We start from the raw sequence: 18803 nt of genomic DNA on the forward strand, positions 1-18803 counted from the left end.
AAGAAGGAATGGAAAGATGGCAAGGGAAATTCACATTAATCACTGGATTGATGAGCAACCGTTAAATCGGTTTCACATAAGTTTATTGTTTATGTGTATGTTGATTATCATTGCTGATGGTTATGATATGTTTATGTTTGGTGCCATCGTCCCGTCTCTCATGAAGGAGTGGGGGATAGGACCAGTTGAAGCGGGGGCGTTGAACAGCTATGCGTTGATCGGCATGATGATTGGGGCGATGATTTTTGGACCGTCAGCAGACAGATTTGGACGTAAAAATGTGATCCTTCTATGTTTTTGCCTCTTTAGCTTATTTACGTTTACGTCCGGATTTTCCCAAAGCAGCACATCATTTGGAGTTCAGCGTTTTTTTGCTGGGCTGGGATTAGGCGGGGTAATGCCTAATCTTATTGCACTAATGACAGAGTATACTCCAAGCAAATGGAAAAGTACACTAGTATCCATTATGTTTAGCGGCCATGCGTTTGGTGGCATTATTGCCTCTGCGGGAGCTATTTATTTAATTCCTCATCTTGGGTGGAGGGCAGTCGTCTGGTTAGGATTGATTCCTCTAGTTTTTCTTCCATTTTTCTATCGGAAGATGCCAGAATCTGTTTATTTTTATCTTCGCCATCACCAAACCGATCGGTTGCTCTCGGTATTTCGTCGCCTCACTCAACAAATGATATCGGATGATGAACAAATTCAATGGGTGGAGAATGGCGAGCAGAAAACAAGTTTTCCAGTGACTTGCTTGTTTCGCGAACATCGAGGATGGAGCACCGCGATGTTTTGGGTCTCGTTTTTTATGTGTTTGCTTGTCATGTATGGATTAAGCACATGGTTGCCTAAAATCATGCAAGAGGCTGGATATCCGCTTGGATCCAGTTTAACATTTTTAGTTACCTTGAATAGTGGTGCTGTAATAGGTGCTATTATTGGTGGAAGATTAGCTGATCTTTTCGGTGCACGCAAAATCTTAATTCTCTTTTTTGTTATCGCCTTTTTGACATTAATGTCATTAAGTCTAAAACCAAATGTGATCCTTCTTTATATACTTATTGGCATTGCTGGAGGAACAACAACAGGTACACAAATTGTGGCTAATTCTTATGTTTCTCAATACTATCCAACAGAGATGCGTTCGACAGGAATCGGTTGGGCGCTTGGTGTGGGCAGAATTGGTGGGATTGCAGGACCTGTGATGGGCGGTATTCTATTAAACCACCATCTTTCCTTATATGGAAACTTTTTGGCTTTTGCACTCCCTTGTCTTGTATCCGCTGTTGCAATTTGGCTCGTTCAAGAGAAGTATAGTCAGCGTTGGCTTGAACAGTCAAGTAATTATTTAGCGTAATGATGAGGTGTGGAGGAGGGAAATGGATGAGTTCCATTGCTGCAAACAATATAAATGTAATCCGTGAGGAGAATATGTCGCTCTGTTATTTACTTGACCGTCTTGAAGCAGTCAATTGGTTATCTTCTTTTGGTGGGCAAGGAGATGATCAAGTGGAGCAGGCGCTTCACAAGTTTGTTCATTTTTTCGGCCTTGATGGTATAGGAATCAGATGGTTGCAGAAAAACGAACTGGTTTCTTTCATTGAGGAGATCCGCCTTGAAAACGATGATAGTTGGAGAGTGTTAAGACACATTCCCGAACAATTGAGACAGCAAACTGAGCAAACAGGGAGGTCGAGATTGCTTTCGGCGATTGCTGATGAAGTTCCAGCTGTTATTTTCCAACATAGTTTTGATGCGATCTTCGAGGTATTAAGACCGTATGGCAACAAGGTTGTGACCACTGCGGTTGGGTATATGATGTACATCGGTGGAATGGCTTGTGCATGGGAGGTATTATCTGATCTAGAAGGATGGAAGGAAAACCCATTTCTTTATCTTGTTTCTGTGTTGGAGAGCGGCCATTGGCCATTAGGGATAGTTAATCGAAAATTTGTCGTTATTTAGGTGGTTGTCGAACATGTTTGTGTACCCTTGCTACGGTGCAGTAGAGAGTAAACGCTGATATAGAACAACTAAAAACAGTTTTGACTTTTAACATTTTTCCAAAAGAAGTGTCCCACTTCGAAACGAAGTGAAAGCGGGAGATGAATGCCGGTTGGCTTTAGGCAACCCATACGATCGAATATGGTTCAAACGGACAACTTCGGAACGAAGGGAAGCATAGAGGGTTCTTGTGTGTGGCTTGCCATTGGGCGAACACGCACAAGTCGCTTGAAGCCCCCACCTCTAAGCGAAGCGTAGGTGGTGGGTAGTTCACGTAGAAAAGCCCTGGCTATTGTTTGGTAAGGCTGCCAGGGCTCTTTGCATGCCGAGTGTGGAGTTGCGCGTAGTAGTGAAAGTTTTGAGTAGGGGGAAGGCAAGCTGATGGATCGTCGGGTAACGAAAAAGAAAATTCGACAAGACACGGGGGTTTTAATACATATTCAATGCCGTTTTGCCCCGCTTGATCTCCTTTTTGTTTTCAAACAGCTCTTCGACCAAAATGTTTTGGCCGTTGGCGACATCGGTGAGCCGTTTGTCCATGTCGGCCACTTGCTGGCTTAATTGGCTGAGTTGTTCATTCGTTTGCTGCACTTGTTTGGCGAGCTGGTCGACTTGCTCATGAGTTTGCTGTACTTGGTGGTTCAGCTGCTGCACTTGGCTGTTAAGGTGTTGGACTTGTTGGCCCAGTTGCTGCACTTGCTCGTTTGTTTGTTGCACCTGTTGACCGAGCTGCTGCACTTGCTCGTTTGTTTGTTGCACCTGTTGGCCCAGTTGCTGCACTTGTCCGTTCGTTTGTTGCAGCTGCTCGGCAAGTTCTTTAATGGCTTGCCAAATCATTTCATTTGTAATATCCCCCATTCGACAATCTCCTTTCTCGTTCGATTCTCTCTCTATTATACATGACGAAAGATGGGAACGATAGAGAAAAGATGGCGAAATGTTTTTCTTTGCGGCGCGCCCCCTCGATGTGATATAACAAAAGAATGTCAACAGTACACTATTGGAGGATGGGCACTGTGATCCGTGTCAGCCATTTGCATAAATCGTTCCGCGTCCATCGCCGCGATGCGGGATGGCTTGAGGCGGTGCGTCATTTATGGCGGCGCGACTATCGCGTCATTGAGGCGGTGAAGGACGTTTCGTTTACGATTGAGAAAGGGGAAATCGTCGGCTTTTTAGGGCCAAACGGGGCGGGGAAAACGACGACGATGAAAATGTTGGCCGGCCTCTTGCATCCGACGTCAGGGGAGATCACGGTCGGCGGGTTTGTGCCGTTTGAGCAAAAGCCGGAGTTTAAAAAAATGATGAGCTTGGTGATGGGGCAAAAAAGCCAGCTCATTTGGGACATCCCGCCGATGGAGACGTTTTTGGTCAATAAAGCGATTTATGACATCGACGATCGGTCGTTCCGCCAGACGCTCGAGGAATTGACGGAACTGCTCGACTTGGCGCCGCTGTTGGACAAGCCGACGCGCAGTCTGTCGCTCGGGCAGCGGATGCGCTGCGAGCTGGCGGCGGCGCTTTTGCATCGGCCGCAAGTGTTGTTTTTGGATGAGCCGACGATCGGGCTTGACGTTCATACGCAAGAAAACGTGCGTCGCTTTATCGTTGACTACAATCGGGAGCACGAGACGACGATTTTGTTGACATCGCATTACATGGGTGATGTTGCAGCGCTTTGCGACCGGGTGATGATCATCAACTACGGACGATTGATTTACGACGGGGAACTGTCAGTGCTGACGGAGAAGCTGGCGCCGTACAAGCGGTTGGAAGTCCGGTTTTCACGGGTTCCGGACATGGATTGGGGAGAGTATGGCGAAGTGGCGGAAATCGAAGAAGGAACAGTCGTATTGCGGGTGGCGCGCGAGAAGGCGGCGGGGACAGCAGCGCGGTTATTAGAGCGGTTTGATGTCCGCGACATCAATATTGAAGACCCGCCGCTTGAGGAAGTGATTACGCGCGCGTTTTGGGAGGAGCACGTATGATTCGCAAATATATCGCTTTGTTGCGGATGAAATACATCGAAATGCTCGCGTATCGTTTGGCGACGTTCGTCTGGATGACGGGTGCGATCACGCAGCCGCTGATCACGATGTTTGTCTGGATGAACATTCATCCGGAAGAGAGCGATTCGTTCGTCTTTTATTTTATGGCCGTCATTTTTGTCGAACGAATGACGAGCGCGTGGGATGTATGGGAGCTGGACCGTGAAATCCGCGAAGGGACGTTTTCGAATTTGCTGCTTAGGCCGCTTCATCCGATCCATTGGGCGATCGCGGAAAATATCGTTTACAAATGGCTGTTTGCCTTCATTTTAGTGCCTGTCTGGGTGGCGGCAGCGACATTTTGGCCGGCGCTTCGCCCGCATATGACGGCAGGTCAAGCAGTGCTGTTTTTGGCGGCGGTCGTGTTGGGTGCGGCGCTTCGCTTTTTGCTTAGCTATTCGTGCGGGTTGCTTGCGTTTTGGGTGACGAAGGTGGCGGCGGTGTACGGGGTGATCGATGTCATTTCGTTGTTTTTGTCAGGACGGATCGCGCCGCTGGAAATGCTTCCGCCGGCGCTTCGCGAATGGAGCGAGTGGCTGCCGTTTCGCTATATGATCAGTTTTCCGATCGAAATCGCCACCGGGGCGGCGGATGGAGGAGAGTTGGCGCGCGGCTTTGCGATCGCCGCCGGGTGGATGATTGCGCTGATTGGTGCTTTGCAATGGCTGTGGAAAGCGGGGATGAGAAAAAATCAGGCGGTAGGTGGGTGAATATGCGACGGTATGGACGAGTGTTCCGCGAGTTTTTCCGCGCTTGTTTGGTCGAGGAAATGGAATACCGGAGCGAATTTTTCGGCAATTTTATCGCCAGCTTTTTTGGCGTCGGCATCGCCCTGCTCACCGTCCATATCTTTTTTTACCAGACGGACCGCTTGGGCGGCTGGACGTATGGGGAAGTGCTTGTGCTGCTCGGCGTTTTTAATACGCTGCGCGGATTCATTGACTTTGCGCTCCGCCCGAACATGCCGCGGCTGCTTGAGCATGTCAGACGCGGCACGCTCGATTATATTTTGACGAAGCCGGTCGACAGCATGTTTTACGTCAGCTTCCGCCATCTTGTCTTTTGGCGGCTGATCGATGTGGCGCTTGGCATCGGCGTCATCGGCTTCGGCTTGTATGTCGAACGCTACGTGCCATCGGCGGCCGACGTATGCATGTTTCTGATCGTGATGGCCGCTTCTCTTTTGCTCATTTATTCGCTATGGATGATGTTGATGACGACCTCGTTTTGGGTCGTGCGCATCGACGATTTGTCGTTTATTTTTGATTCGTTTTTTGACACGGCCCGCTTTCCCGGCAGCATGTACCGCGGCGCGGTGCGGTTGGTGATTACCTACATCCTGCCGGCTGTGTTGATCACCAATACGCCGGCTTTGGCGCTGCTTGGAAAATGGCGCATCCCGACAGCGCTGGCGGCTTTGGCTGCGGCCATTCTCTTTTTATGGCTGGCCCGTCGCTTTTGGCGGTTTGCCTTGCGCTTTTACACCGGGGCGGGCGGGTGAGGAAACGGCTCCCTAGACGGGGGCTTTTTTTTCTTTAGTCATGGCTATTTGGCCAAGATATCGACGGTGATCGGCAGTATATCGACGAGCATCATGCCGCTCGATTCGCTTCTGGCCGCCGTGAATGATGGGGAAGCGTTCCAGTGTTTATGACTCGAGCGTTCGGTTGACTGTTTCTTTCCTTGCATTGGCTCAGGATGCTCTCCTTTCGCCGGCGACTCCCAGATCCATTTTTTCCATATTGATGGTTGGATGGCGGAGAGAATGGACACGGAGAAGGGGGAGGATGACTGTTTCTTTGCTTTCATATTCGTTAACTTTTACGTAAACGTCAATTAAAATAAAATTCAGAATATTGATTCTAGAAAAGGGATGGCCATGCACTATTTCACCATTTCCGATTTGGCGCAAGAGTTTGATGTGAGCACACGGACGATCCGCTATTATGAAGAACGTGGATTGCTCTCCCCAATCCGGACCGAGTCAGGGCAGCGGCTGTATACGAAAAAGGAGCGGGCGAAACTCAAGCTCATTTTGCGCGGCAAACGGTTCGGCTTTTCGCTCGACGAAATTCATGAGATGATTGCGCTGTTTGATGAGGATCGCACGGGGAAGAAACAGCTTGAAAAAACGGTCGAATACGGGCGGCGGAAATTGAAGGAGGTGAGCGAGCGGATTGAGGATTTGCTTCAGCTGAAGGCGGAGATGGAAGCGCTGCTTTCCGATTTTGAACAGCGATTGCGACAATGGGAGGGATCGGATGGATGAACATTTCAGAGCTGCTTGCCCGGAATGCGAGGAAATTTCCAGAGAAAACGGCGGTCATCGAAGGAGAATCAGCGCTGTCGTATGCCGAGGTCAACCGCATGGTCAATCGCTTGGCCTCATCATTGGCTCGGCTTGGTGTTGGACGCGGCGATAAAGTCGCGCTGTATATGCCCAATACCAAAGAGTTTGCCGTTTCGTACTTTGCCGTTTTGCGCCTTGGCGCGGTTGTTGTGCCGATTAACGCGCGCTTGACGGCGGCTGAGGTGCAGTATATTCTCGGCCATAGCGAGGCAAAGGCGCTCATCGCCCACGATTTGGTGCATCAAGTGCTCGCCCCGCTTGTCGGTGGAAGCGATGGAATCTGGGTGAAGACCGGGAAGGCGGAAGGCGGTTGGCTGTCGCTCGAGGAGTTGATCGATTCGGGTGATCCAGAAGAGATCGTCTGCCCAGCCAAAGAGGATGATGAGGCGACGATTTTGTATACATCGGGGACAACGGGGCGGCCAAAAGGGGTGTTGTTCACGCATCGCAATGTGATCACGGTTGCGGACATGATCGTGATCGAAACGAAAATCGACCGTCAAAGCCGCCTGCTGCATCTCATGCCGCTCAGCCACTCAGCGCCGCTTCATTTGTTTTTCATAGGCGGCACGTACGTCGGTGCGACCCATGTCCTAGCGCCTGTGTTTTCCCCGGATGCGTTGCTTGAATTGGTCGAACGTCATCAGATCACCCACTTTTTCGGCGCGCCAGTGGCGTATTTGTTGACGGCGAAGCATCCGCGGTTTGACAAATACGACCTTTCTTCGGTCCGTTGCTGGATGTACGGCGGGGCTCCGCTGTCGCGCGAGGAAGTGAAGTTTGTCGCCAGCCGCTTTGGCGCCGGGCGGATGATGTGTTTATACGGTTTGACCGAAGCCGGCCCGAACGGGACGTACTTGTCTCCTGAGGAGCATGGCGAAAAAGCGGGGAGCGTCGGCCGAGATGCCGCTCTTCATTGCGAGGTGGCCATCGTCGATGAGAACGGACAGGAAGTTGCGCCCGGCGAGGTCGGGGAGATCGTGCTGCGCGGGGAGAGCATCATGAAAGGATACTACAAGGACGAAGAAAAAACGAATGAAGCGATCAAAGGCGGCTGGCTGTACACCGGCGATTTGGCGCGCCGCGATGAAGACGGCTACATTTGGATCGTCGACCGGAAAAAAGATGTCATCATTTCCGGCGGTGTCAACATTTATCCAAAGGAAGTCGAAGATGTGCTGCGAACGCATCCGGCGATCGCCGATGTTGCCGTGATCGGCGTGCCGCATCCGGAGTGGGGCGAAACGGCAAAAGCGTTTGTTGTATTGAGCCAACCGCTCGAACCGCTTGCGGAAGAGTGCAAGCGCTTCCTATCTGACAAGCTGGCTGACTATAAAATTCCGCGTCTGTATGAGGCGATCGCTGAACTGCCGCGCAATGCGACGGGAAAAGTGTTGAAACAAGTGCTGCGGACGCGGGAGACGACGGCGCAGGGAGCACAGGGACGATAAGAAGAGGGGAAAGGGGAGAGACGATGAAACCGCTTTATGAAGTCGATCCGAATTTGTTGGCGAATTTGAAACGGCATTTGGATGACGAATTGTATCGGTATGCGGAAGAAAAGCTCGCGTCGTTTTACGAATTTTGCTTGACGGACGTTGACCGCCGCGCCGTGCACACCGACCGCGAAGGGCAGCCGCGCCTCATTAAGTACGACCGGTTTGGAAACGACATTTCTGAAGTGTGGGTGAACGAAGGATACGAGCAGACGGCAAAACAGACGTACGAAACGGGGATTGTCGGCTATGTGCACAAGCCAATTCCCGAGCTTGGGAGAAAAGGGAACTACGTTTACTCGTACGCCCAAGGATACATTTTGTCCCAAGCCGAGCCGGGGTTTTACTGTCCCGTGACGCTGACGATGGCGACCGCCTATGTGCTCGAGCATTTTGCCGATGAAAAGCTGAAGGCGACGTATTTGCCCCATGTCATCTCCACCGGGGAAGTCGAGTTGTACGAAGGGGCGACGTTTTTAACCGAGCGCCAAGGAGGGTCGGACGTTGGCGCCAATGCGGTGCGCGCCGTGCCGTGCGGCGATCATTATAAGTTATACGGGGAAAAATATTTTGCCAGCAATGCCGGCCGCTGCGGCGTGGCGCTCGTATTGGCGCGCATCGACGGGAGCGGGCCGGGGACGAAAGGGCTGAGCTTGTTCCTTGTCCCGTGGCGCAAAGAAGATGGGACGTTAAACGGCATCTCGATTCGCCGCCTGAAAGACAAGTTAGGCGTGCGCGCCGTGCCGTCCGCCGAAGTCGTGTTTGACGGCGCCAAGGCTTATGTCGTCGGCGATCCGGCGAAAGGCTTCTATTATATGATGGAAGCGCTCAATTTGTCGCGCGTCTGCAATGCGGTTGCTTCCGTCGGCATCATGAAGCGGGCGCTTGAAGAGGCGAAACAATACGCTGAGCGACGCACTGCCTTTGGACATGTCTTGACGGATTACCCGATGGTGCGCGAGCCGCTTGCCAATTTGACGGCGAGACAGGAAGTGGAAACGAGCGCCTGCTTTGACATGATCGCCTTGTTTGACCGCGTCATGGCCGCGCCGCATGAAGCGAGCGAGGCGGAGAAAGCATGGCTCAGGCTGCTGATTGCACTCCTTAAGATGCGCACCGCCGAAGAGGCGATCGCGTTCAGCCATGAGGCGATTGAACTGCACGGCGGCAACGGGTATATCGAAGATTTTGTCACCCCGCGCCTGCTTCGTGACGCCCAAGTGCTGACGGTTTGGGAGGGGACGGCGAACATTTTGGCGCTCGAGGTGCTGCGTTTGATGCGCAAATATCGCATTCACGAGCGGTTCATCACGGAGATGAAGGGGCGTCTTGAGCGGTTGACGGCCGAGGTCAAGCCGCTTGCCCGCCCGGTCGAAGAAGGGTTGAAGGAATTGGTGTCAGCGCTCGCCCATCTTGGCGGCCAAGCGGATGAGGTGCAGACGTTCCACGCAAAAGCGATCGCCAATCGGATGTGCGATCTGTATTTGAGCATCATCGCCCTTGAACGCGGACAGGAAAACGAAAGGAATAAGTGGATCGCCGAGCTGTTTGTGCGCCATGTATGGGAGCGCGGGCTTATCGATGAACGGATGGTGCCGGTGCGTGAGTTTGACTTGATCGTCAGATGTAAAGGAGCGTCTGCCCCGCTTGCCCATTCGTAAGTTGGCGGCATGAAGCGGGCCGTGGGTGAAAGGGATGTTCGTTTTGGGCGGACATCTCTTTTTTGATTGCCAAATGAGCAATTGAACAAGTAGGATGAAAGAAAGGGAAAAACAAGAAGGGGGAAATGCGCATGGAATTGGTGAGCACGCCTCGCCGGACGAAACGGCGCGTTTGGGTTTCGGCGGCCATTGGCGTTGTCATTTTGGGGTTGCTCGCCTGCGTCGGTTTGTCCGTTTATGTCGGCTGGCAGCTGACGCATAAGCCGCGCGCGCCGATTGTCGTCACGCCGAAAGACTACGGCATGGCGTATGAAAGGGCGACATTTGCAAGCAAAGATAGAAAAACGGCGCTCAAAGGCTGGATCATTCCGCCAAAAGGAACGGCGAAAATGACGGTCATTTTTGCCCATGGATACGGCAACAACCGCGTCCAAGAAAATGTGCCGTTTTTGCCGCTCGCCAAGCGGCTTGTTGACAAAGGGTATCGAATCATCTTGTTTGACTTTCGCGCGAGCGGCGAGTCGGAAGGCGATATGATTACGATCGGCGTCAAAGAGAAAGACGATCTGCTTGGCGTCATCGATTACGCGAAGCGGCACTATCGCGAGCCAGTCGCCTTATACGGCGTTTCGATGGGAGCGGCGACATCGATCTTGGCGGCGGCAGAAGACAATGACGTGCGCGGGGTGATTGCGGACAGCCCGTTCAGCGACCTCGAATCGTATTTGCGAGCCAATATGCCGGTATGGACGCATTTGCCGAACGTGCCGTTTACGTATTTGATTTTGGCGATCGTTCCGGCGCTGGCCGATTTGGATCTAGGCGTGTCTTCGCCCATCCATGCCGTCGATCGTGTCGCGCCGAGGCCGATTTTGTTCATTCACAGCAAAGACGACCGTTCGATTCCGTATGAAGAAAGCGTAAAACTGTACAAAACCCATCCGGATGCGTTTCAGCTATGGCTGACGGACAAAGCGGATCATGTCAAAAGTTTCTCGTTGTACGGCGACCAATACGTGAGCCGCATGCTTTCTTTTTTACAGTCGCTTGAATGACAGAGGCTAGAAAAATAGTGGTTTGGTTGTGTACAGCACAAGAAAAGCCATATAATGAAAACGGGTGGAACAGCTTCGGCGGTTCCTTCTTTTTTGCGCTGTGAAGGGGATGCGATGAAAATAGGAGGGGGCAGCGTCCGACATGGACAAATATAAAGAGCATTTTTGGCGCAATATTCGCGCCAAATTGGAACAATGGGAGCGGGCGGAAACAATTACGTATGAAGATGTGTATCGGTTCTTCCATAACATCGCAGGGACGGCAGCGGTTATCGGCATGGAAGAGCTGGGGGAAAAAGCGCGTCGCCTCATGAAGCGGCTTGAAGAGGAAAGCAGAAACGTATTATGGACGCCCGAGGCATTGAAGGAGCATGTTTATGAACTGATGCATTGGTATTACGATGAGACGTATCGTGACATTCCACCTCATTTTTCGCTTTCGAAAGCGGCGGTCGAGGAAGCGCCATTGGTCTTGATGATTGATGACGACCCGCTCTTTCTTATGTTTATGAAAGAGTATATGGAAAAAACAGGTTGGCATATTGTCACTGTCGCCCAACCGGAAAAGGCGGTCGCGCAATTTTATGAGGTGAAGCCCGACTGTATTGTCATCGATGTCCATATGAACGGAACGGACGGGTTGATTGTCCTTAAAGAATTGAAAGCGGCGCTTGGCCCACAATTTGTTCCAACCGTCATCATCAGCGCCGATGATCGTGAAGAGGTGCGCCTGCAAAGTTATGCATTGGGCGCTGACGATTTTATAGTCAAACCGTTTTCGTTATCCGAATTTCTGATTCGCGTGAATCGGCTGGTTGAGCGGAAAAGGCAGTTGGAAGCTCTTTTGCTTGTCGACGAATTGACCCGATTATACAACCGCAAATATTTGCCTGAGGCCTACCGCCAGTTCGAAAGCGAGCGGGAGCGACATGGGGATCCGTATTGCATTGCATTGCTTGATCTTGATCATTTTAAAAAGATTAACGATCAGTACGGCCATCTAGTCGGAGATGAAGTGTTGCGTGAATTTGCGGCGCTTCTTCGGAACGGAACACGGCCCAATGACTTGGCGTTTCGCTTCGGCGGTGAGGAATTTCTTCTCTTTTTGCCGAAAACACCGCAACAAGACGCGATCGAAGTCATTGAGCGGCTTCGCGACCAATTTCGCTCCCGCTCTTTTTCTGGGGGGAACAAAGTGTTTCATTGCACCTTTTCTTGTGGAATCGTGGAAGTAAACGCAGGGGGAGCGGTGCTTGATGATTGGCTTGAGCAGGCGGACGCGGCGCTGTATGCGGCCAAAAACGGCGGGCGTGATCGGACGGTGGTTGCCGAAAAGCTCGACGGCAGACAGCAACGAAAAACCGTGAAAATGGCGATTGTTGACGATGATGTGATTGTTCGCACGATTGTGGCAGATCTTCTTGATCACATTGCCCGGGATCGGAAAGAGCAGTGTGAAGTGCGGGCGTTTGCGGATGGGTTGTCGTTTGTCGAATCATCGTGGCACGAGGACCGTTCGCCATGCCTTGTCATTTTGGATGGAGTGATGCCCAAAATGGACGGGCTTGAGGTATTGCGCCGTCTTCGCAGCCGACGCGATGCCTCACGGTATAGAGTCATTATGTTGACCATGCGGCAAAGTGAAGAAGATATCGCGCGAGCGCTTCAGTTGGGAGCGGACGATTATATAACGAAGCCGTTTAAACGGCTTGAGCTCGAGGCGCGGGTCAGCCGATTGCTGAAACGGATGTAGAGTTGTGTCGACCGTTCTATGCCCTTGTGGGATAACCCCCGTTGGGCATCGGGGAGAGTGGAGAAGGATTTGCCTTTGGCCGGCAAGGGGAGAAGCAGGGGGGAGGAAGAACGATTGAAACGGATTTTGCTTGTTGAGGATGAAGATGTGTTGCGCATGTTGGCAGTCGATTTGTTGACCGATGAAGGGCATCAAGTGGACGAAGCGGTGGACGGAGCAGAGGCGCTCGTTCGGCTGCGCGAACGCGATTATGATTTGGTGGTGCTGGATTATATGCTGCCGTTTTATAGCGGTGTTGAGGTGCTCGAACATGTTCGTCGTGACTGTCCCGGGAAACAGCCCAGCAAGTTGAGCTGGAGCAAGCACTGGCGATGGCTGAGCGCCGCGAACAGGAGCTGAAGCGACGCAACGCTCTCATTAAAGGCATAGCGCAATCTCTTGATAAGAAGGAAGTATTAAACAGCATCATCGATCATTTGTGCGCCATCATGAAGGCGGAACGGGGGCATTATCGTCGCGATGGATGATGAGCGGACGCATGCTTCGTTCGGTTTATCAGCGATGAGTGTTCAGCGGTTTTTGCACCAGCTGTACAACGGCCTTGAACACCGTCTGCTCGAGACGAAGCGTGCATTTGCGGTGCGCTGCGAGCTGCCGATGTTTGAACGCGGTTACCATGATGGGCCGCTGTATTCGCACGATTTGTTTGTCCCCGTGTTATCGCCAAGCGATGACATAGAGGCCATCATCGTCTTAAGTCGGTTGGGGGCGGCCTTTACGGATGAGGAAGCGGCCGAGGCAGAGCAGCTTGGCAGGCATATTTCGATTTCTTTGCAAAAACTAGCTTTGTATGAAGAAGCAGAAAAAGACCGCCGTCTGGCAGAAGAGATTTTCAATCATTTGCATGAAGGCATTCAGCTTGTCGACCTTCAAGGAACGAACAAGCTCATGAACGGGCGGATGAAAGAATGGTTCGGCGCCGCGGCCAACGGATGGCACGAGATGCCGTACGCCGAATGGAAGCAGCAGCTTTGCGCGTTGGTCGTCGATGGGCGACCGCTTGGCGCTTTTCTTGATCAAGCCGTGTTTGGACCAGCGGATGAGTTATCGGTCATGACGTATGAGCTGAAAGAAAAGCGGGCGGTGATGGAAGTGTATGCTGCGCCGCTTTATCGCGGGGGAGCGAAATTTGGCACGATTTTTGTCCATCGCGATATCACCAAGCAGGCGGAAGTGGATCGGATGAAGTCTGAGCTGGTCAGCACGGTCAGCCATGAATTGCGGACGCCGCTTGCGGGCATTCTCGGTTTGGCGGAGTTGTTGCTGAACAAACCGCTTGCGCCGGAACGGCAGCGAAAATATTTGACCGCCATTGGCCAAGAAGCGGAGCGGCTGATGGCTTTGATCAATGATTTTCTCGATGTGCAGCGCATGGAAGCCGGTCGGCAAACGTATCGTTGGGAGCCGGTTGATCTTGTTCCGATCATGGAAAAAATCATCGACGCCGAAAAAATGGGTACGGATATTCATACGTTTTCCGTCTCGGTCGAGACAAAGCGGACGATGATCCGCGGCGACAGAGAGCGTTTGCGGCAGCTGTTTACGAACTTAGTTCATAATGCGGTGAAATATTCTCCAAACGGTGGAGCCGTTGTGATCCGGTTGTATGAACATAGCGGCTGCCTGTGCGTCGATGTGCAAGATGAAGGGCTTGGCATCCCGGCGGAAGCGTTGCCGCATATTTTTGAGAAGTTTTTCCGCGTTGATAACTCCGATCGCCGCCGCATCGGCGGAACAGGGCTCGGCTTGACGATCGTCAAAGAAATTGCGAAAGCGCACGGCGGTGAGGTAACCGTCGTTTCGGAAGAGAAAAAAGGAAGCACGTTTACGGTTCGGTTTCCTCTGGCGCCGTTGCCGCAAGAGGTGAACTGATGCTCTTTTTCATTAGGTGGCCGGATTTCCCTCTCGGCCGCTTTTTTTGTAAACTGATAAGGAAAGGAATGGGATCATCTAGAAGGCTGGTGAAAAATTAGTTTTTTGCTCAAACCGTCGTTATTTGATCAAAAAGGAGAACAGACTAGGAACACTTACCCTTTCAGCACATGAGTGTACATGGGAAGAGCGTTGTTGACAGTTTGATGGTAGAAGATGGTTTATTTCCATCGAGCTAATGAGAAGAAGGGGGAAAAGGCATGTGCGGGCGGTTTACCTTAACTGTTGATTTGTTGGCGTTGCAGGATCGGTTTCACTTCCGTTATCAAGGTTCGCTTACGCCCCGGTTCAACATCGCCCCGGGTCAAGATGTGTTGACCATCGTCGCGGAAGGGGGAGAAAGAGTCGGGAAAATGATGCGCTGGGGGCTTGTGCCGTTTTGGGCGAAAGATGCCCGCATCGGCGCCAAGATGATCAACGCCCGGGCGGAAACAGTCGATGAGAAGGCGAGTTTCCGCCATGCGTTCAAGCGGCGGCGCTGTTTGATTTTAGCCGATGGATTTTTCGAATGGAAAAAGGAAGGAACGAAAAAAGTGCCGTACCGGTTCACCCTCAAAACGGGCGAGCCGTTTGCGTTCGCTGGATTGTGGGAGCGCTGGGAGGGAGCGAGCGATCCGATTGAGACGTGCGCGATCATCACGACAAAGGCGAACGAGCTCATCGCCCCCATTCACGATCGGATGCCGGTCATGTTGCCTTACGAGCGGCATGACGACTGGCTTGATCCCCGCTTGGATGACAGCGAGTATTTGAAATCGTTGTTGTCGCCGTATCCGAGCGGCGAGATGCGCATGTACGAAGTGGCGCCGCTGGTCAACTCGCCGAAAAACGACGTGATCGCCTGCATCGAGCCGGTCGACAGCCGGTCAATGGAGGGAACGTGATGCATCCTGTCATCTTATTTGATGGCGATTGCCTGTTTTGCCATGCGAGCGCGCACTGGATCGCCGCCCGCGACCGCCAGGCGGTGTTCCGCTTTGCGGCGCAACAGAGCATCGTTGGCCAAGTGTTGCTGGCAAAGCAGGAGATGTCAGCAGAAGACAGCGTCGTCCTCATCGAGAACGGGTGCTGTTATGTAAAATCCGAGGCTGTCCTGCGCATCGGCCGGCGTCTAGCTTGGCCATGGAATTGGATGGCAGCGGCTGGGTTTCTCATCCCTCGGCTGTTGCGCGATCATATGTATGACGCGATTGCCAATCGTCGGCATCGTCTCGTTCCAAAGCGTGATCATTGCCAGCTGCCGCCTCCTGAACTGCGGGCTCGTTTTCTTGATGAATTACCGCAGTGAAGAAGGAAAATACGCCCGTTTGTCGTATTGAAAAGGGAAAGAAACGAGGGAGGGGAAATGGGCATGACAAGCGGAACAACACGATGGCTTGAGGATTGCACGCCTCGGGCGCTTGAGCGTTTTGCCGATGAATTGATCGCTATGGCCGAGCAAAGGGAGGACGAGGCCCGGCGCCGGTTTTACGAAGGGATGGCGGTGGCGGCGAAACTCATCGCGCTCCGTTGGGAAGGAAAATGTGCCTATATTGATGATCATTTGCTTGATAATGTATACGAGGCGTTGGCTGTCTTCTCATTGGAAAAGCTTGAGAAAACGCTGGCCATGGAGGCGGAAGAGGCGCATGGCGGCGGCCGCTGCTCGTTTTGTCTCAAAGAAAAACCAAGGCTGGCCAAAGGTCCGCTGGCGGCGATTTGCGACGATTGCCTGCAGTTTGGGCTGCAAGTGATCGCCAAGCAGCCGTAATCGAGGCGGCGGTCATCGTGAAGGCGATGGCCGTCGTTTTTCGGCAAAATTGATAAGCGAATATGACAAGGCGCAAGACGGCGTTGATCTTCTCCCCCTTACTTGCCTACGGTGGAAACGAGGTTTTTCGTGGTGAAGATATGATAGAAGATACGAGGATGGTGTGGCAGTGGCGCGTCCCCGCTGTGGGTGTTGCTTCAATCTCCATTTCGGTTTTCCTCCTTAATTGTTTACTTGTTGGCTTTGGCGGTTGCCTTCTGCAGCTCAAGGAAAACGTTTCGGCACGTCTTTCCTTATGAAAACATTGTACATCAAACATAGCAGTGGAAATCGAAAGGGGAAAAGAACATGATTCCGATCGTAACATCTGATGAAATGTACGCCATCGACCGAGAAGTGACGGAGCGGATCGGCATCAGCGCTGATTCATTGATGGAAAACGCCGGGCAGGCGCTGTTTTCAGCGCTGAAAGAACGAATTCCACGCACCGCTGACGTGGCGGTGCTTGCCGGGGCAGGCAACAACGGCGGGGATGGGTTTGTCGTTGCCCGCATGTTGAAAAGCTACGGCTACGAAACCGATGTATGGCTCGTTCCACCAAAGGAAAAGGTGAAAGGAGCGGCGCGCACCGCACTTGAGGTGTACGAGCGGTCCGGGTATTCGTGGATTCCGTATGAAGGGAATGAACGAGAGTTTGCGATGCGTGCGCCGCACTACGACGTGATCATTGATGCGCTCCTTGGCATCGGCGTGAAAGGTGAGGTTCGTTCTCCGTATCAAGAAATCATTGAACAAGTGAACCGCTCGCGGGCTGTTGTGTACGCAATCGATGTTCCAAGCGGGGTGCCGGCTGATGGCGGTGATGTCGCCGTAGCCGTTCGAGCGGATGTGACATTCACCATTCAATGCCCAAAGCTTGGGGCGTACACATTCCCAGCGGCCGATTATTACGGGGAGCTTGCTGTTGTGGATATCGGCATTCCGCCGCTCGTGGTCAAAACGAATGCAGCCTGTCGGTTCGTGTGGGAGCGAAGCGATGTCATGGGGACGATGCCAAAGCGGAAGCGGTTCTCTCATAAAGGAACGTACGGCAAACTGCTTGTTGTCGGCGGGTCACAGGCGATGGCCGGAGCGGTGACGCTCGCCGCCAAAGCGGCGCTGCGAAGTGGGGCCGGACTTGTGACTATGGCTGTTCCGGAAACGGTGTACGAAGCGGTTGCCAATCGGGTGCCCGAGGCGATGTGTAGACCGTGGCCGGCCGAGGGGGGAGCGTTTGCCGGAGCGGCCGATTGGGACGGGCTGGATGTCGATGCGCTCGCCGTTGGACCAGGAATGGGGCGAACGGAAGGGGTGCGCCGTCTTGTTGGGGAGTTGGTGCAAAAGCCGATGCCCCTTATCCTCGATGCCGATGCCCTATTTTTCTGGGATGATTACGCCGAACAGGTGCGCCGCCGAAGCGCGCCGACGGTCATCACTCCGCATCCGGGGGAAATGGCGCGCATCGTCCATCGCTCCATTCGCGAGGTGGAGCACGACCGCTTTGGGGTATCCAAGCGGTTGGCGATGGAATATGGCGTATATGTCGTGTTGAAAGGGCCGTATACGATTGTTACGGCACCGGATGGATCGCAATATGTCAACACGACCGGCAACCCGGCTTTGGCGAAAGGCGGCAGCGGTGACGTGTTAACGGGCATCGTGGCGGCGTTTTTGTTGCAGCACGAGGCGGTGCAGCCGGCGGTGAGCAATGCTGTTTTCGTGCATGGAAAGGCTGCTGATTGGCTTGTTCAACACGGTCATTCGCCCTGGGATGTATTGGCGTCGGACGTTGTGGATGCCTTGCCGGCTGGGCTCGCTTCGCTGACGTGATCAACCGGCCCATTGAAAGGAACAATGGGGGATGAACACGATTCCAGCCGGTTTGCGATGACCGGCTGGCGTTGTCTTTTTCCTGCGCATAAGGCATGCGGTTTGGGGCGCAAACCGCTGAAGCCGTATTTGCGGCTGCAGCTGTAATCGTTGGTTTATCAGTCGACAATCTTCCACTGATCGCTGGGCTGCACCCTTCACGCGCTTGAAGCGGGAGTCTTCTTTCGAAACGATGATAAACGTTGCGGAAAGGCGGCAGTTCCATTTTTGGACAAACATGGCTATCATGAATGTAGAAATAGAAGAAGGGAGATGGGAATCGTGCCGCAATTCGTTTGGCTTGAAACGGAGGAAGAAGTGAGAAGCGCCTTTCCGGTCATGCGCGAGCTGCGCACTCATTTGGATGAAGAAACGTATGTCGCGCTTGTGCGTGAAGCGCAAGAAAAAGAAGGGTATAAGCTTGCGGCGTTATATGATCAGGACAAAATGGTTGCCGTTGTCGGATTTATGCCGATGATCACGCTCTATAACGGCCGCTTTATTTGGGTGTGCGATTTGGTGACCGCTTCGAGCGAACGTTCGAAAGGATATGGAAAGGCGTTGCTGTCCTATGTACACGAGTGGGCGAAGGAGCACGGCTACGGGATTGTCTCGCTCTCCTCCGGCTTGCAGCGGATTGACGCCCATCGCTTCTATGAGGAAAAAATGGAATATGAAAAAGTCAGTTATGTGTTTTTGAAACGCTTATCGATTTGAATCCAACGGCGTCTGTTCAGCAGATCAGCAGGCGCTTTTCATTTTTGGAGTAGAAAGTTGTCCCACTTT

19 protein-coding genes are annotated in these 18803 nt (G+C 52.6%); 18 read left to right on the forward strand and 1 reads right to left on the reverse strand.

What is annotated here, in order from left to right; translation table 11 throughout:
- Positions 1 to 16: 16 nt before the first annotated feature.
- Both GYMC52_RS07400 and GYMC52_RS07405 read left to right on the forward strand, forming a co-directional pair.
- The gene (locus tag GYMC52_RS07400) at positions 17 to 1357 is read left to right on the forward strand and encodes an MFS transporter (RefSeq protein WP_013523605.1); all 1341 of its coding nucleotides are present in this window, start codon (positions 17 to 19) and stop codon (positions 1355 to 1357) included.
- 26 nt (positions 1358 to 1383) lie between these two features.
- The gene (locus GYMC52_RS07405) at positions 1384 to 1965 is read left to right on the forward strand and encodes a hypothetical protein (RefSeq protein WP_013523606.1); all 582 of its coding nucleotides are present in this window, start codon (positions 1384 to 1386) and stop codon (positions 1963 to 1965) included.
- A 468-nt stretch (positions 1966 to 2433) separates the two neighbouring features.
- Here GYMC52_RS07405 and GYMC52_RS07410 read toward each other — a convergent pair whose 3' ends face one another.
- The gene (locus tag GYMC52_RS07410) at positions 2434 to 2862 is read right to left on the reverse strand and encodes a hypothetical protein (RefSeq protein ID WP_013523607.1); all 429 of its coding nucleotides are present in this window, start codon (positions 2860 to 2862) and stop codon (positions 2434 to 2436) included.
- A 158-nt stretch (positions 2863 to 3020) separates the two neighbouring features.
- Here GYMC52_RS07410 and GYMC52_RS07415 point away from each other — a divergent pair, with 158 nt between their 5' ends.
- The 16 genes from GYMC52_RS07415 (at position 3021) to GYMC52_RS07495 (ending at position 18734) form a co-directional block, all read left to right on the forward strand.
- On the forward strand, positions 3021 to 3992 hold the full coding sequence (locus tag GYMC52_RS07415) for an ABC transporter ATP-binding protein (RefSeq protein ID WP_013523608.1): 972 nt from the start codon (positions 3021 to 3023) through the stop codon (positions 3990 to 3992).
- The gene (locus GYMC52_RS07420; RefSeq protein WP_013523609.1) at positions 3989 to 4762 is read left to right on the forward strand and encodes an ABC transporter permease; all 774 of its coding nucleotides are present in this window, start codon (positions 3989 to 3991) and stop codon (positions 4760 to 4762) included. Before GYMC52_RS07415 ends, GYMC52_RS07420 begins: the two co-directional genes overlap by 4 nt.
- Before the next feature lie 2 nt (positions 4763 to 4764).
- Positions 4765 to 5553 (forward strand): ABC transporter permease, encoded by a 789-nt coding sequence (locus tag GYMC52_RS07425; RefSeq protein WP_013523610.1) that lies wholly within the window; start codon positions 4765 to 4767, stop codon positions 5551 to 5553.
- A 378-nt stretch (positions 5554 to 5931) separates the two neighbouring features.
- Positions 5932 to 6321 (forward strand): MerR family transcriptional regulator, encoded by a 390-nt coding sequence (locus GYMC52_RS07435; RefSeq protein WP_013523611.1) that lies wholly within the window; start codon positions 5932 to 5934, stop codon positions 6319 to 6321.
- Entirely contained in the window at positions 6318 to 7853 is a 1536-nt protein-coding gene (locus tag GYMC52_RS07440) for a class I adenylate-forming enzyme family protein (protein ID WP_013523612.1), read from the forward strand. Before GYMC52_RS07435 ends, GYMC52_RS07440 begins: the two co-directional genes overlap by 4 nt.
- 23 nt (positions 7854 to 7876) lie before the next feature.
- Complete coding sequence (locus GYMC52_RS07445) at positions 7877 to 9559, forward strand: acyl-CoA dehydrogenase family protein (protein WP_013523613.1); 1683 nt, start codon at positions 7877 to 7879, stop codon at positions 9557 to 9559.
- A gap of 125 nt (positions 9560 to 9684) precedes the next feature.
- Positions 9685 to 10614, forward strand: coding sequence for an alpha/beta hydrolase (locus GYMC52_RS07450; protein ID WP_013523614.1), 930 nt, complete (start codon positions 9685 to 9687; stop codon positions 10612 to 10614).
- Between the two features lie 142 nt (positions 10615 to 10756).
- Complete coding sequence (locus tag GYMC52_RS07455) at positions 10757 to 12367, forward strand: diguanylate cyclase (RefSeq protein ID WP_013523615.1); 1611 nt, start codon at positions 10757 to 10759, stop codon at positions 12365 to 12367.
- A gap of 114 nt (positions 12368 to 12481) precedes the next feature.
- Entirely contained in the window at positions 12482 to 12766 is a 285-nt protein-coding gene (locus GYMC52_RS07460; RefSeq protein WP_015731693.1) for a response regulator, read from the forward strand.
- Complete coding sequence (locus tag GYMC52_RS19585) at positions 12739 to 12894, forward strand: hypothetical protein (protein ID WP_156779980.1); 156 nt, start codon at positions 12739 to 12741, stop codon at positions 12892 to 12894. The genes GYMC52_RS07460 and GYMC52_RS19585 overlap by 28 nt, the downstream gene beginning before the upstream one ends.
- A complete protein-coding gene (locus tag GYMC52_RS07465; RefSeq protein ID WP_015731694.1) occupies positions 12887 to 14299 on the forward strand; it encodes a sensor histidine kinase in 1413 nt (470 codons plus the stop codon). Before GYMC52_RS19585 ends, GYMC52_RS07465 begins: the two co-directional genes overlap by 8 nt.
- 260 nt (positions 14300 to 14559) lie before the next feature.
- Positions 14560 to 15243 (forward strand): SOS response-associated peptidase, encoded by a 684-nt coding sequence (locus GYMC52_RS07470; RefSeq protein ID WP_013523616.1) that lies wholly within the window; start codon positions 14560 to 14562, stop codon positions 15241 to 15243.
- Entirely contained in the window at positions 15243 to 15647 is a 405-nt protein-coding gene (locus tag GYMC52_RS07475; protein ID WP_013523617.1) for a thiol-disulfide oxidoreductase DCC family protein, read from the forward strand. Before GYMC52_RS07470 ends, GYMC52_RS07475 begins: the two co-directional genes overlap by 1 nt.
- 63 nt (positions 15648 to 15710) lie before the next feature.
- Positions 15711 to 16109, forward strand: a complete 399-nt coding sequence (locus GYMC52_RS07480) for a hypothetical protein (RefSeq protein ID WP_013523618.1) — start codon at positions 15711 to 15713, stop codon at positions 16107 to 16109.
- A gap of 348 nt (positions 16110 to 16457) precedes the next feature.
- Positions 16458 to 17978, forward strand: a complete 1521-nt coding sequence (locus GYMC52_RS07490) for a bifunctional ADP-dependent NAD(P)H-hydrate dehydratase/NAD(P)H-hydrate epimerase (protein ID WP_013523619.1) — start codon at positions 16458 to 16460, stop codon at positions 17976 to 17978.
- 312 nt (positions 17979 to 18290) lie between these two features.
- Positions 18291 to 18734, forward strand: a complete 444-nt coding sequence (locus GYMC52_RS07495) for a GNAT family N-acetyltransferase (RefSeq protein ID WP_041469438.1) — start codon at positions 18291 to 18293, stop codon at positions 18732 to 18734.
- Positions 18735 to 18803: the final 69 nt, after the last annotated feature.

The sequence above is a fragment of the Geobacillus sp. Y412MC52 genome, assembly GCF_000174795.2.
GTDB lineage: Bacteria > Bacillota > Bacilli > Bacillales > Anoxybacillaceae > Geobacillus > Geobacillus thermoleovorans.

Bases quoted from the DNA above. Each gene is read 5' to 3' on its own strand.
- GYMC52_RS07400 (WP_013523605.1), top strand. From the start codon at position 17: ATGGCAAGGGAAATTCACATTAATCACTGGATTGATGAGCAACCGTTA.
- GYMC52_RS07405 (WP_013523606.1), top strand. From the start codon at position 1,384: ATGAGTTCCATTGCTGCAAACAATATAAATGTAATCCGTGAGGAGAAT.
- GYMC52_RS07410 (WP_013523607.1), bottom strand. From the start codon at position 2,862: ATGGGGGATATTACAAATGAAATGATTTGGCAAGCCATTAAAGAACTT.
- GYMC52_RS07420 (WP_013523609.1), top strand. From the start codon at position 3,989: ATGATTCGCAAATATATCGCTTTGTTGCGGATGAAATACATCGAAATG.
- GYMC52_RS07425 (WP_013523610.1), top strand. From the start codon at position 4,765: ATGCGACGGTATGGACGAGTGTTCCGCGAGTTTTTCCGCGCTTGTTTG.
- GYMC52_RS07435 (WP_013523611.1), top strand. From the start codon at position 5,932: ATGCACTATTTCACCATTTCCGATTTGGCGCAAGAGTTTGATGTGAGC.
- GYMC52_RS07440 (WP_013523612.1), top strand. From the start codon at position 6,318: ATGAACATTTCAGAGCTGCTTGCCCGGAATGCGAGGAAATTTCCAGAG.
- GYMC52_RS07445 (WP_013523613.1), top strand. From the start codon at position 7,877: ATGAAACCGCTTTATGAAGTCGATCCGAATTTGTTGGCGAATTTGAAA.
- GYMC52_RS07450 (WP_013523614.1), top strand. From the start codon at position 9,685: ATGCGCATGGAATTGGTGAGCACGCCTCGCCGGACGAAACGGCGCGTT.
- GYMC52_RS07455 (WP_013523615.1), top strand. From the start codon at position 10,757: ATGGACAAATATAAAGAGCATTTTTGGCGCAATATTCGCGCCAAATTG.
- GYMC52_RS19585 (WP_156779980.1), top strand. From the start codon at position 12,739: ATGGCTGAGCGCCGCGAACAGGAGCTGAAGCGACGCAACGCTCTCATT.
- GYMC52_RS07465 (WP_015731694.1), top strand. From the start codon at position 12,887: ATGGATGATGAGCGGACGCATGCTTCGTTCGGTTTATCAGCGATGAGT.
- GYMC52_RS07470 (WP_013523616.1), top strand. From the start codon at position 14,560: ATGTGCGGGCGGTTTACCTTAACTGTTGATTTGTTGGCGTTGCAGGAT.
- GYMC52_RS07475 (WP_013523617.1), top strand. From the start codon at position 15,243: ATGCATCCTGTCATCTTATTTGATGGCGATTGCCTGTTTTGCCATGCG.
- GYMC52_RS07480 (WP_013523618.1), top strand. From the start codon at position 15,711: ATGACAAGCGGAACAACACGATGGCTTGAGGATTGCACGCCTCGGGCG.
- GYMC52_RS07490 (WP_013523619.1), top strand. From the start codon at position 16,458: ATGATTCCGATCGTAACATCTGATGAAATGTACGCCATCGACCGAGAA.
- GYMC52_RS07495 (WP_041469438.1), top strand. From the start codon at position 18,291: ATGGGAATCGTGCCGCAATTCGTTTGGCTTGAAACGGAGGAAGAAGTG.